At 34.4% G+C, this 14,230-nt stretch carries 12 protein-coding genes; 8 read left to right on the top strand and 4 right to left on the bottom strand.

Annotated elements, in window-relative coordinates:
- Positions 1-61: 61 nt before the first annotated feature.
- Positions 62-1,243: a glycosyltransferase family 2 protein gene (locus tag ES677_RS02650; protein WP_148368144.1), complete on the bottom strand. Its 1,182-nt coding sequence runs from the start codon at positions 1,241-1,243 to the stop codon at positions 62-64.
- A gap of 180 nt (positions 1,244-1,423) precedes the next feature.
- Here ES677_RS02650 and ES677_RS02655 point away from each other — a divergent pair, with 180 nt between their 5' ends.
- Positions 1,424-2,521: a glycosyltransferase family 2 protein gene (locus tag ES677_RS02655; RefSeq protein WP_148368145.1), complete on the top strand. Its 1,098-nt coding sequence runs from the start codon at positions 1,424-1,426 to the stop codon at positions 2,519-2,521.
- Here ES677_RS02655 and ES677_RS02660 read toward each other — a convergent pair.
- From ES677_RS02660 to ES677_RS02670, 3 genes are read right to left on the bottom strand one after another with little or no spacing between them, the layout of a single operon-like run.
- Positions 2,518-3,351: a glycosyltransferase family 2 protein gene (locus tag ES677_RS02660; RefSeq protein WP_148368146.1), complete on the bottom strand. Its 834-nt coding sequence runs from the start codon at positions 3,349-3,351 to the stop codon at positions 2,518-2,520. The genes ES677_RS02655 and ES677_RS02660 overlap by 4 nt on opposite strands.
- 1 nt (position 3,352) lies before the next feature.
- On the bottom strand, positions 3,353-3,988 hold the full coding sequence (locus ES677_RS02665) for a NeuD/PglB/VioB family sugar acetyltransferase (protein ID WP_148368147.1): 636 nt from the start codon (positions 3,986-3,988) through the stop codon (positions 3,353-3,355).
- 5 nt (positions 3,989-3,993) lie between these two features.
- A complete protein-coding gene (locus ES677_RS02670) occupies positions 3,994-5,073 on the bottom strand; it encodes a DegT/DnrJ/EryC1/StrS family aminotransferase (protein WP_148368148.1) in 1,080 nt (359 codons plus the stop codon).
- Between the two features lie 125 nt (positions 5,074-5,198).
- Between ES677_RS02670 and ES677_RS02675 the strand changes: the two genes are divergently transcribed.
- The 7 genes from ES677_RS02675 to ES677_RS02705 all read left to right on the top strand — a co-directional run bounded on the left by ES677_RS02675 (position 5,199) and on the right by ES677_RS02705 (position 14,229).
- Positions 5,199-5,759 (top strand): L-threonylcarbamoyladenylate synthase, encoded by a 561-nt coding sequence (locus tag ES677_RS02675; RefSeq protein ID WP_148368149.1) that lies wholly within the window; start codon positions 5,199-5,201, stop codon positions 5,757-5,759.
- A 15-nt stretch (positions 5,760-5,774) separates the two neighbouring features.
- Positions 5,775-7,190 carry a CCA tRNA nucleotidyltransferase gene (locus ES677_RS02680; RefSeq protein ID WP_148380353.1) on the top strand — a complete coding sequence of 472 codons (1,416 nt, stop codon included), beginning with the start codon at positions 5,775-5,777 and terminating at the stop codon, positions 7,188-7,190.
- Between the two features lies 1 nt (position 7,191).
- Entirely contained in the window at positions 7,192-8,226 is a 1,035-nt protein-coding gene (locus ES677_RS02685) for a COX15/CtaA family protein (RefSeq protein WP_148380354.1), read from the top strand.
- Positions 8,227-8,248: 22 nt separating this feature from the next.
- Positions 8,249-8,779: an IS1096 element passenger TnpR family protein gene (locus ES677_RS02690; RefSeq protein ID WP_148368152.1), complete on the top strand. Its 531-nt coding sequence runs from the start codon at positions 8,249-8,251 to the stop codon at positions 8,777-8,779.
- Between the two features lie 220 nt (positions 8,780-8,999).
- Positions 9,000-9,902, top strand: coding sequence for an ABC transporter ATP-binding protein (locus ES677_RS02695; protein WP_148380355.1), 903 nt, complete (start codon positions 9,000-9,002; stop codon positions 9,900-9,902).
- Positions 9,903-9,945: 43 nt separating this feature from the next.
- On the top strand, positions 9,946-10,779 hold the full coding sequence (locus tag ES677_RS02700; protein WP_148380356.1) for an ABC transporter permease: 834 nt from the start codon (positions 9,946-9,948) through the stop codon (positions 10,777-10,779).
- Positions 10,780-10,887: 108 nt separating this feature from the next.
- The gene (locus ES677_RS02705) at positions 10,888-14,229 is read left to right on the top strand and encodes a T9SS type B sorting domain-containing protein (RefSeq protein ID WP_148380357.1); all 3,342 of its coding nucleotides are present in this window, start codon (positions 10,888-10,890) and stop codon (positions 14,227-14,229) included.
- Position 14,230: the final 1 nt, after the last annotated feature.

A 14,230-nucleotide genomic window follows, 5' to 3' on the forward strand; every position in this document is an offset into this window, starting at 1 on the left:
TGGAAATACCTTCGAATTTTGATTGTTTATTATTTTAATAGCACGCGCAAAAATAACACGATTATTCAATAAATGATTTTAAATAAAAATAAAATTTATTTATTATGCTTTTTGTTTCAATTCTATCGAAACCTGGAGCCATAAATGATATAATTTTTAAAAAACTGATAGTTTTGTTCTCTTTAGATACGTAAGGATACACAATTTCGACGCCGTGACGTTGCCATTTTTTTATGTTTTTTATATTCGCCTTGTCTTTAAGAAGAATAGCAACCTTATGGACTGTACAATCCTTAGCTTTTATTTCCGCTAATAATTTGGGAGTCAAGGCATCTTCTAGTACTAACACTTTCTCACCTATATAATTCTTATTGAGGTATTTCTGATTCAATCGTGTTTTATCGTATGGTGCTTTATCTAAAACGTTTTTCCACTTTTTGTAGAAGTTAATTTTATTTTTAGCGACGAGTTGTCGTTTTTTATCAGTGACCTCTTTACCATAGGATATACTTTCAAAATGAATTAATTTTGCAAAGGGTTGGTAATAAATATCCAATCCATAAGTATGACGTATCTGCATACACAAATCTGTTTCTTCGTAATAAGCAGGTAAAAAGAACTCGTCGAGCTGTACTAACGTTTTATCTGGAAAGAAACGTTTTATCAGCAAGCAATAGCCAGAACAATAATCAACTTTTTTAAGAAAATGATTTTTAGGATTTTCTAGACTGTTCTCTCGACCTATATTATCGACACCGCCATCGGAATAAATGGTAGCTCCTGCTTCTAGTAATACGCCGCTAGGATGAATCCCCATAGCACCGACTCCCCCAACATTTTTCCGGTTTTCAAAAACCGCTAACATTTCTTCTAATAAATGAGGCTCTACAATAACGTCGTTATTTAATAGCAAAACATAGTCCCCCTGAGATGCTTTTATACCTTTATTTATATTTTTTAAAAACCCTAGATTCTCTTCATTTGTAATAACTGTAATACCGTCAACCGTATCTAAACGCTCTAAAGTGTCGTCTGTGCTACAATCGTTAATAACGATAACCTCAACGTCGTTTTGCTCACAATCTTCTTTAATAGAATATAAGCAATTTAACGTATACACTATGTGATTATAAACGGGTATAATTATAGAAACCTTGGGTCGGGAAACGCGTTTAAGAGTTAAAGGGTTACTCTCAAAAAACGCTAATGGTTTCGGTTTTATCGTCTTAATATTTGTATTCATAGTCCAAAAATAGCAATTTTATCAGAACCTCTTTTAGAGTATTCTGTTTTAAACGATTTAAAAGTGTCATTATTTTAAAAAACTTACGTTTATTTCTTGATAACGCCTTTTTTATAGACTTACGAGTGTATATTCTTCAAATTAATTTAATTTAGCTGTTTTAAAATTATAACTTCATCTATGTCCAATCCTGTAGTGTCTATAATTGTTCCTTGTTATAATGTTAAGGATTTTGTTTCCAAAACATTAGAAAGTGTCCATTCTCAAGATTATAAGAACTGGGAATGTCTTATTATAAACGACGGCAGTCAGGATAACACCGCTTCCATTTGTAAGGAATGGGTAGCAAAAGACAGTCGATTTAAATATTTTTATCAAGAGAACCAAGGCCTTTCGGCAGCGCGAAATAAAGGGCTAGAAAAAGCGTCTGGTAGCTATGTTTATTTTTTAGACTCAGATGATTTAATTCCCGATAATACGCTTAGTAATTTATTAGCATTAACTAGTGAAGACACAGATATCGTTTATGGGAAATGCGCTATTACAGAAGGACAGAATAAAACAATAAAAGATCACTTATCGCACACGCCAAAACCGTTTACAGTATTTAAAAACGACTCTAAAAAACTATTAAGTAAGGCCATTGAAGAACCATTTATTTGTGTTGCTTGGAACCGTTTAATTAAAAAAACGTTTATCGATTTCCATAATTTAAACTTTAAAAGAGGAATTTATCACGAGGACGAACTGTGGTTTTTCGAAACGTTATTTCATACTAAAGGCATTATCTTTAATGATCAAGCGACCTATTTTTATAACGTCGCAAATACGGCTTCTATTACCAATAACTTCAACATAAAAAATTTAGAATCTTATCTTTTTATAATTGAGTATCTCTACAAGAACTATTATAAAAACGAAGAGTATAAGACAGATAAAAATATGGTATCTATGTACATTACTTATTTAAAAATGTTAACATTAAGACATTGTTACGAAAAACTAGATACTGAAACGAAACAACAAGCGACACCATTAATTAAAGCCACATTTAAAAACTCCTTTACAGCACGTTCTACTCCAATTTTATCTGAAGGTGAAGAAAAAATGCACTATCATTTTAAACTTGTCGAACTTTTTAGTCCAGAAGAAATATTAGATTATTTAACCTTTTATGGGAGTAAAAAAATTAAAAATAGACTAAAAAGACGATCGGTTTTAAAGCGCGCCAAATTATTAAACGCCACAGAAAACAGAACTGTTACAAAAGTCGTTTAAGATTTAGAAAATAAATGCTTAAAACTGAAAAACGGCTTTTTATTTAGCTTTTTTAATGCCCTTACTTTTTCTTTATATTTTTTATTTAGAGCTGTATTTGCCACTTTAGGTAAGTCTACATTATCTAATATCGGTTTTATTGTATTTATATCCATTTCCAGTCGCTGCTGCTCACTTGCTGAAGACCATATACCTTTATCGTGTATTCTATAAACACACATATAATCGTCAAGTTTCATTATTTTTTTATCTTGAACTTGAATAAAAAACAAAGGCCAATCGCCAACTGGCATCAAGTCAAACCATGGCGACAATTTAAAATCATTGCGCATAACAACAGTTGGAGTGGCTATATAATTATAGTCTGCCAAATCTACCGAAGTTGTTACATTAGGTACCTCTGCCGATGCTGTATTTATCTCAAAAGTATCCGTTCCTTGAAAATACTTTTTACTATTATGAAAACATAATGCAAAATCATTATTGGCTTCTAAAAAATCGACTTGCTTTTGTAGTTTTAAGGGGTCGGTCCAGTAATCATCCCCTTCGCATAACGCGATATATTTACCTTTTGCTTTTGGAAAGACAAAGTTCCTCCACGGTTTTATTTTTTTAGAATATTGGTTTTCATCTTGTAAAATGGTCACTATTCTATCGTCCTTGCTAGCGTATTCTTTAATAATATCTGCGGTTCCATCTGTAGATGCATCATCATGAATTATAATTTCGATAGGAAAATTAGTTTGTTGAGTCAAGAAACCTTCAATAGTTTCTTTAACATATTTTACATGATTAAACGTGGTACAACAAATACTTAATAATGGTCTCATTTTATTTTTTTATAAGTGGCTTAGCAGGGTTACCAATAAGCACAGTGTTATCGGGAAATGATTTTGTAACGTTAGCTTTTGCTCCTACAATACAATCGTCCCCCAATATTAATTTTAAGGGAATAACTAACGCATTCATCCCTAAAAGGACACGTTTCCCTAGTTTACAATACGAGCCAACCATAGATAATGAAGACAAATAACAGCCATTATCCAAGCGCGCGTGATGTGCTACTAAACTATTAAAATCAATGACACAGTCATTACCTAAGGTACAATTAGTACTAATCTTAGCGTTTAAATGTATAAAACATCCTTCTCCAATAACCGCCGATGGACTAATAAAAGCATTAGGATGGATTAAATTTGGAGTGTTAGCTCCTAATAATCTTAACTTCTCCGCAATTTGACATCGCAATTTATTTTCGCCCATAGTTACAGCAAAATTTAAATTACTTATGTCTTCTTTATACACCTCTTCTGTGCATCCAATAATAGGAACACCTAAAACTAACTCACCTATTCTTTCATTATTATAGTGATACAGTCCCTTGACGTCATAACCACAATCCTCAGCAAGCTCGATTATAACTTCTGTGTAATTTCCGACGCCTATTAAATAGATAATTGGTTTCAAAATTATTAAATTGTATTAGTAATTATTGATAGTATTAATTTCACTTCCTCTTCTTTAAGCTCATAATACAAAGGCAAACACAGAATGCGTTTTGAAATAGATTCTGAAACTGGCATTTCTTTATTAGAATGCACGTAGTCTAATGTATTTAAAGACGGATAAAAATAACGTCTGGGTACAATATCTTTATCTTCTAAGGCCTTCTTCACCTTTAAAAGAGTCCCTTCATCTTTAAAAATAACCGGCATATAAGAATAGTTTCGGGTCGCACCTTCTCGAAATCTCACTAATTGAATCCCTTCCAAACCTCTAAATACATTTTCGTAAATCTCCACTAACTGTTTTCTCTTTTCAATAATTGTTTTCATATACGGCAAAACAGCCAATCCCATTGCTGCTTGTAGCTCTGACGCTTTGGCATTAATACCTAGACCGTGAAATTTTTCGCGACCATTGTGTCCGAAATTGTGATGATAAAGAACTTTATCGTATAAAACTTTATCTCTCATAAACATAGCGCCGCCTTCACCAGTATGAAATAGCTTGGTGGAGTGAAAACTAACCGTACTTACATCGCCATAATTAAAAATTGATTGTCCTTTGTATTGCACATTAAAACAGTGCGCACCATCGTATATAACTTTAAGATTGTGTTTTTTAGCAAGTACTGCAATAGCTTCTATATCGCAAGGATTTCCAAAAACGTGAGTAACTAAAATAGCTTCGGTGTCACTCGTTATTGCTGCTTCAATTTTCGAACAATCTATAGTTAACGTTTCTTTTTCTATATCCACAAAAACAGGTGTACAGTTCTCCCAAACAATACTAGAAGTTGTTGCCACATAACTAAAAGGAGTCGTTATTATTTCCTTGGTTATTCCTAACGCTTTTATCGCTATTTGTAAGGGCAACGTACCATTTGTAGTGACAAAGAAATGTTCAACTCCCAAAACATCAGACAACTTAGCCTCCAATTCTATTAAAAGCTCTCCCCTATTGGTAATCCATTTATTCCTCCACGCTCTATTTAAAATGAGCGTATATTCCTCTATTGGAGGTAAAAAAGTTTGGGTTACATTAATCATAAATACAAATTAGCAACTATTTTTACTATTTAAACGACAAATTTAAAATTTAAATATCAATTACAATTACTTTTAATACTATTGAAACGTGTCGTATTAATAGAAAATTCAAGACCTTTGCAGAGATGAAAGAAGAAATATATAAAGTTTACGAAATTTTAAAGTCAGGTGGCATTATTTTATACCCTACAGATACGGTTTGGGGTATTGGTTGCGATGCAACAAATGCCGAAGCGGTAGAGAAAATTTATAAATTAAAGCAGCGTACCGAAAAAAAAGCGATGATTTGCCTTGTACACAATTATGGGTTGTTAGAAAAACACGTGGATAATGTCCCTAACGTCGCCTACGATATTTTAGATTTATCGGTAACACCCACCACTGTTATTTACGATAATCCTGCTGGCGTTGCCGAAAATTTAATTGCCGAAGACAACACACTTGCAATTCGCGTAGTTAAGCACGAGTTTTGCGAAAAATTAATTAGAAAATTGGGTAAACCGTTAGTCTCTACATCGGCTAATATTTCTGGTGATCCTACGCCAAAATCGTTTAAAGAAATAAGCGAGGTCATTTTAAAAGGTGTGGATTATATTGTAAATTCGCAGAGCGAAACTAAAAACACAAAACCGTCTAGTATTTTTAAACTAAGTACTAGCGGATCTATAAAAATTATTCGCGAGTAAGTGGGCAAGAAAGCGATGAATTACAAAGAAGCATTACAGCATACCATATTTAATACCATATCTAAATCTGCAGCCGAATTAAATTTAGACAGTTATGTCATTGGAGGTTTTGTTCGTGATTTTTTATTACATCGCGGCGACGCTAAAGACATCGATATTGTTGCTATTGGCAGCGGTATCGCTCTAGCAAAACAAGTTGCAAAAAATTTGCCTAATAAACCAAAAGTTCAGATTTTTAAAACGTATGGTACAGCAATGTTGCGTTTTCAAGAGATAGAAATCGAGTTTGTTGGTGCCCGTAAAGAATCGTATACACAAGACAGCAGAAACCCGGTTGTTGAAAACGGATCACTTCAAGACGACCAAGATCGTCGCGATTTCACAATGAATGCTTTAGCTTTAAACCTCTCTAAAACTCATTTCGGTGATCTTTTAGATCCTTTTAATGGTATTGAAGATCTTGACAATAAGATTATAAAAACACCTTTAAACCCGGATATAACCTATAGCGATGACCCTTTAAGAATGCTCCGCGCTATTCGTTTTGCTTCGCAATTAGATTTTGAGATTGAACACGAATCGTTACTAGCTATTACAAGAAACAGCGAACGCATTAAAATTATTACCAACGAACGCATTGTTGTCGAGCTTCATAAAATTATTGAAAGTAAAACACCTTCCAAAGGCTTTTTACTGTTAGAGAAAACCGGACTTTTAAAACATATCTTACCCGAACTTACGGCTCTAAAAGGTATTGACGAAGTTGACGGCCAAACCCATAAAGATAACTTTTATCACACCTTGGAGGTTTTAGACAATATAGCGGAACATACCAACGATCTGTGGTTACGCTGGGCGGCTTTATTACACGATATAGGAAAAGCACCGACGAAAAAATTTAGCAAAAAAGCAGGGTGGACATTTCACGCACACGAATTTGAAGGCTCTAAAATGATCTATCATTTATTTAAGCGTTTAAAAATGCCGCTTAATGAAAAAATGAAATTTGTCCAAAAGCTAGTATTTATGAGTTCGCGACCTATTGTTCTTGCTCAGGAGACGGTTACCGATTCCGCAGTAAGACGTCTGGTTTTTGATGCTGGCGAATTTGTCGATGATTTAATGACGCTTTGTGAGGCCGATATCACGACAAAAAATCCTAAAAAATTTAATAAATACCATAACAACTTTAAAATTGTTAGAGAGAAAATAGTTGAAGTAGAAGAACGCGACCAAGTGCGTAATTTTCAGCCGCCAGTTACCGGTGAAGAAATAATGAAAACCTTCAACTTAAAACCTTCTCGCGAAATAGGTGTTATTAAAGAGGCCATTAAAGAAGCTATTATAGAAGGAGATATCCCAAACGAACACGATGCAGCTTTCAATATAATGCTTAAAGTAGGAGAAAAACTGGGGTTAAAACAGATTTAAAATGCATAAAAATTTTAGAACGTTAGTAAAAACAGCATTAATTTTAGTCTATGTTGTAATTATCGCAGGGGCTGTTGTGCGCATGACGGGGTCTGGAATGGGCTGTCCCGATTGGCCAAAATGTTTTGGATACTACATTCCGCCTACCGAAGCTTCAGAATTAGAATTTAAACCTAATTTCGAATACAAAAAAGGCATTGTTATTATTAAAGATGAAGCCCTTTTGGTCGCTAAAACCAAATTCAGTTCTGGCAATGCTTTAAACTCTAGTAATTGGGAAGCGTACACAAAACACGATTATGCCGTTTACAACCCCGTGCATACTTGGGTGGAATATATCAACCGTTTGTCGGGCGCATTGTCTGGAATTCCTATTTTAATTTTTACAGTTATGTCCTTTTGGTTTTGGCGAAAAAATAGTTGGATCCCCATACTTTCAGTCTTAATTCTATTTAGCATGGGTTTCCAAGCTTGGCTAGGCAAAACAGTTGTAGATTCTAATTTATCACCCTACAAAATAACCATTCATATGGTAATGGCGCTCGTTATTGTGGCCCTTAATTTATATTTAATCTACATAACCAAAACCAATAAAAGACCGTTTAAATACAATGCTTTCTTTTATAAGCTACTCGTGTTTTCATCGGTATTAACACTTATTCAAATAGTTTTAGGAACGCAAGTAAGACAGTTTGTCGACGAGCAAATTAAAGCACTAGGTTATGGCACAAATGCCTTGTGGCTTAACGATGCTCCTATAACCTTTTACATTCACCGTTCGTTTTCTATTCTAGTCCTTGCTGTTAATTTCTTTTTACTGTATTTAAATAGAAAGCACCACTTAAAACACAACAAACTAAATGGGGTTATTGTGCTTTTAATTCTAGAAACAATAACGGGTATTGCGATGGCTAATTTCAATTTTCCGTTTGGCAGTCAATCGCTTCACATTGTATTAGCAAGTATTCTATTCGGTTTTCAGTTCTACCTGATATTAGAGGCGTCAAAACCTAAAAACAAAATTGAAACTTTGTAACTTTGCACCTTAATTAAAGATTATGATTTATAGATTTAGAGTCATCTTAGATAACGATACGAAAGAGGATATTTTTCGCGATTTAGAAATACGTGAAACAGACACTTTAGAAGATTTACACAATATTATTACACAATCGTTTGGATTTGATGGTACAGAAATGGCGTCCTTTTACTTAAGTGATGAGCAATGGAACCAAGGTGAAGAAATATCGCTTTTTGATATGAGTGAGGGTGGCAGTGACGTCCGATTAATGAATGAAACCAACCTTTCGGATACTATACACGAAGAACAAACAAAATTAATTTATGTGTACGACTTTTTTAGTTTGTGGACGTTTTTTGTGGAGTTAGCTGAAATTGCTGAAGAAACTGAAGGTGTAGATTACCCTAATTTAATGTTCGTTAAAGGGCAAGTACCAGATGAAGCACCTGATAAAGTGTTTGAAGCTGAAAACTTAGATGAAGATGAAGACGATGTTTTCGATGAATTTGACGACGATTTCGATGTTAATGATTACGATAATCTAAATTTCGACGAAAACTGGAATTAGTCTAACACATTACACTATATTTAAAGTCTTTAAAAGACTGAAAAGCTAAAATAAAGGAGCACATTGTTTTTTTATTTTAGCTTTTTTTATGGCCAATTGTTAGCAATAAAAAGTCTAGAAAGAGTACTTTATAAAAATATAAAATCTATTTTATTAGAAAACGATGTAACAAAAGGCTTATAGTATCGTCTTATTTTTAACGCACCAAAAACCAATTATCTTGAGCACTATTCTTACCATTAATAATCTAACTAAAAAATACGGACTACTTACCGCCGTAAAGAACTTATCGTTTACCATTGAAAAAGGTAATGTCTATGGCATTTTAGGACCTAACGGAAGCGGGAAATCGACCACCTTAGGTATTGCTTTAAATGTAGTCAATAAAACCAGTGGGGATTTTAAATGGTTCGACGGTAAAGTTACCACGCATAACGCTCTTAAGAAAGTAGGTGCTATTATAGAAAGGCCAAATTTTTACCCGTACATGACGGCATACAAGAATCTAGAACTGGTTTGTAAGATAAAAGGTATCGATACTTCTAAAATTTTAGAAAAGTTAGAGTTAGTCGATTTAATAGAACGAAAAGACAGTAAGTTTCAAACCTTCTCTCTGGGAATGAAACAACGTTTAGCCATAGCATCTGCGCTTCTTAACGATCCCGAAATTTTAATTTTAGACGAGCCCACAAATGGCTTAGATCCGCAAGGCATTCATAAAATAAGAGCCTTAATACAGCAAATTGCAAGTAACGGCACCACTATTCTATTAGCGTCTCATTTGTTAGATGAAGTCGAAAAAGTATGCACACACGTTGTCGTACTTAGAAAAGGTGAAAAATTATATTCTGGACGTGTAGACGAAATGATTTCTAGCCACGGTTTTTTCGAACTTAAGAGCGAAGACAGCGCTAAGCTTATCACATTTTTAGAAGCCCACCCTTCTATTAACAAAACAGTAAAGAAAGACGATATGGTTACTGCCTTTTTAAAAGAACCTCTGTCTGCTTCAGAATTTAATAAGCAGCTTTTTAATTCTGGTATCTTCCTCTCGCATTTGGTTATGAGAAAAGAAAGTTTAGAAGAACAATTCTTAAAACTAACCGACAACCCTTCCGCTTAAAACTAAAAAACCTTCTGAACAGGCTTCAGTAAAACTCTTATATATGTTACGACTTTTAAATATAGAATTTATAAAATTATGGAATAATAGAGCGAGCAAAGTACTTATCCTTGCCTATTTTATTCTTTTATCATGTATTGCGCTTATCTCAGCTATAAAATTTGATTTCGGCTTTTTTAGATTTCATTTAGCAGAACAAGGCATTTTCAATTTTCCGTTTATCTGGCATTTTAACACCTATGTTGCTGCGGCCTTAAAATTCTTTTTAGCCATAGTTATTGTAAGTATGATGGCCAACGAATACAGCAATAAAACTATAAAACAGAACTTAATAGACGGTTTAAGTAAAAAGGAGTTTATTCTTTCAAAATTTTTAACTGTTGCCGCTTTTGCGCTTATTTCTACAATTTTCGTCTTTATTATCTCTTTAATTTTGGGTTATATTTTTTCTAGCTTTACAGAAGCCAGTATTGTATTTAGCGATTTAGATTATTTATTCGCCTTTTTTATTAAGCTATTAGGCTTCTTTTCTTTCTGTTTGTTCTTGGGGATTTTAATAAAACGTTCTGCGTTCGCTTTAGGCTTTTTGTTTGTGTGGTATATGGTAGAAGGTCTAGCAAGAATCGTTTTAAACTTATGGGATAAAACTACAGAATACGCCGATGCTATTACGCAATTCTTCCCCTTACAATCCATGTCTAATTTAATTAAACAGCCCTTTTCAAGATTAGGAGCGGTTAAAGAAATGGCTAATCAAGTTGGAGAGCAATTCGATTTCGACTATGCCGTACATTGGTACGATATCGTTATTGTACTATTTTGGACCACCTTCTTTATTGTGTTTTCTTATAAACTATTGCAAAAAAGAGATTTATAATACTGTTAACTGGCAAGCATCTTAAATAACTGCCCCTTTTTAATAATAGTACAGTTAATGTTTTATTTTTAAAATGATACCTTTGATAGGTATTGTTATATTATAAAAATGAAAAGAAATTTTTTACTATTATTTTTGTTGAGTTTTGTATTTACTTACGGACAAAACGAAGCGTCTAACTGGTATTTTGGAGATAATGCTGGAATAAATTTTGATATAAACACAAGTACCATTACCGCTTTAAGTGATGGGCAGTTAGCGACCGTTGAAGGCTGTACAACCATATCTAATGGTAATGGAGATTTAGTTTTATACACAGATGGAACAACGGTTTACAACGCCGCTCACAACACAATGACGAACGGCACAGGTCTTTTTGGGGATGCTTCAAGTTCGCAGTCGGCGATTATTGTACCTAAACCAGGTGATCCTGATATTTACTATATTTTTACGGTGGGCTCTAACCAAAATCTTACAGGTTTAAATTATTCTGTTGTTGATATGACCGCCGACAATGGCAATGGTGCAGTCACTGATAAAAACATAAACTTATTAGCTGCCTGTTCCGAAAAAATTTCAGCAGTTTTAAAAGATTGTGTTACCGGAAATATTTGGGTTATCGCCTTCTCTAGCAGTAGCGGGTATAACACAACGGGAATGAATACCTTTCACGCTTACGAAGTCTCCAATACAGGCGTAAATAGTACAGCGATTACCTCTAGTTTGAACGTTAACGTAAATGATGCGCGTGGCAGTTTAAAGTTCTCGCCAGACGGCAACCGATTAGCTTGCGCAAATGTTAAAGACGGTTTATTTATTGCTGATTTTGATAAACAATCGGGACTTGTCTCTAACCGTCAGAACCTTCAAATAAATACTCAAAATAGTAACAAACCGTATGGTGTAGAATTTTCCCCAAATAGTCAATTACTGTACGTAACCTCTTCTAACGATTTTTTTCAAAGTCCATCGGAAAACAACATTCCCAGTAATCACAAATCATCTCTTATTCAATACAATTTAGCAATTAATAATATTTCTGCAAGCCAAGTCGTTCTTGACGATCGCACACTGTATCGCGGTGGTTTACAATTAGGTCCAGATGGAAAAATTTATCGTGCTTTAAGCTCTACCTACGACGTCGGGCTTCCTTTTTTAGGCGTCATAGACGCGCCAAACATTTTAGGAGTAGATAGTAATTACTTACACAATGCCGTAAGTTTAAATGGTAGAAATGCCCGCCAAGGTTTACCTCCATTTATCACCTCTTTTTTTAGTCAGACTATCGATATTATTCAAAATAATGTTAATACTGTAAGTCTACCATTATGCGATGGAGACACTTACATATTAACAGCCGACAATGTGCCAGGTGCAACGTACAGCTGGACTAAAGATGGCAATGCCATTCCGCCAACAAACCCCGCTACACCTTACGAATTAGAGATTACCGACAACGGCACCTACGAAGTGGTTATCGACTTACAAAACGGAAACTGTAATACGTTGGAAGGTCTTGCAATTGTAACTTACTACGGTATTCCTACTGCTAATCCACCCAACACCATTTCAATTTGTGATGTCGATAATGATAATTCTGAAGCTTTCAATTTAACCCTTTTAAATCCGGAGATTCTATTAACACAAGATCCAACAGCCTTCAGTGTAAAATATTTTAACACGCAAATTGATGCTGATGCCAATGAGAATGAAATTCTAGGTGACTACACCGTAATAACACCAATTGAAACTTTAGTCGCTCGAGTAGAAAATAATGAAAACCCTAAGTGTTACCAAACGACAGCGGTTACTATAACAATGACAACTACCCCAACGCTCTCAAGTTTAGTCGATTTTAATAATTGTGATACCGATGCAAACCCTACAGACGGCTTTTCTGAAACCGACCTAAGTAATTTTAATGCTACTATTTTAAGCGATCAAAATGCTTCCGATTATACAGTGTCTTACCACAGCTCACAAACAGATGCCGTCAACAATACAAACGCATTAACTAATAATTACACAAACCAAACAGCATTTACAGAAACTATTTTTGTTCGTGTTGAAAATATAAATAATATAGTGTGCTTTGTAACGGGTTCATTTGTGCTGAATATAAACCCAATTCCCGATGTTGTAGCGAGTAGCTTATTTCAGTGTGATGAAGATGGCATAAACGATGGAATTACCACTTTTAATTTAACTGAAGCGGATAATACAATTCTAAACAACCAAACAGACACTATTGCAGTTTCGTATTTTTTAACCAACGATAATGCGCAAAACAATGCAAATCCTTTAAGTGCTGATGCCTATAATAATATTGAAAATCCGCAAACACTTTTTGTGCGCGCATCAAACACAGAAACAGACTGTGTTAATTTCACTACCTTAACAATTGAAGTTAGTACGACACAAATTAGTGATTATGTTGCCGACCCTGTGTGCGACACTTTAGATTCGGAAGACGGTATCCACATGTTCGACCTCAGCACGTTTACAGATACTATTCTAACTGGACTACCTCAAGATTTAACTATAAATTATTACGAAAGTTATACGGATGCTTTATTAGAAGTTAATCCTATTATTGAAACGGGCGCCTCAAATTCTAGTTACGAAAACACCGTACCCTACTCACAAACCATTTATGTACGCGTAGAAAATGATAATGCGTGTTATGGAATTAGTGACGTGTTATTAACTATAACCCCATTACCACAATTAGCGAACAATGAATCGTTATTGTATTGTCTTAACGATTTCCCTGAAACAGTAACCATAAATGGCGGCGTTATAAATGCCAACCCAAATAACTTTTTATATGAATGGTCTACAGGCGAAACCACTCAAAACATTGATATAAATGAAATAGGAACCTACACGGTAACCGTTACTAACCCGAACACCAACTGCTCGAAAACACGAACAATTGAAATAGAACCCTCAAACATTGCAACTATAAATGCCGTAGAGATTACAGATAATAGTATTCGTAATAATACAGTAACCGTGCTCACTTCTGGTGAAGGCGATTATGTTTACGCGCTAGTTAATGAAGCGGGAGAAACGACTTCTTTCCAAGAAAATAATACCTTTACACAAGTGTCTCCAGGCATTTATTCGGTAATCGTTACAGATGTAAAAAATAATTGTGGTAGTATTGATCAAACTATTTCGGTCGTTGGTTTCCCGCTTTATTTTACACCTAATGGCGATGGTGTAAATGATACGTGGCAAGTCTATGGTATTAACTCACAATTTCAATCGAGATCTGATATAAAAATATTCGATCGTTTCGGGAAATTTATTACTCAAATAAAACCGTCAAGCCGGGGTTGGGATGGTACTTATAATGGAAAACAGATGCCGACAAGTGATTATTGGTTTTTTATCACTTTAGAAGACGGTCGTAGTTACAAGAGTCATTTTACATTAAAAAGATAAT

This window comes from Bizionia gelidisalsuginis, from assembly GCF_008086185.1.
Lineage (GTDB): Bacteria > Bacteroidota > Bacteroidia > Flavobacteriales > Flavobacteriaceae > Bizionia > Bizionia saleffrena.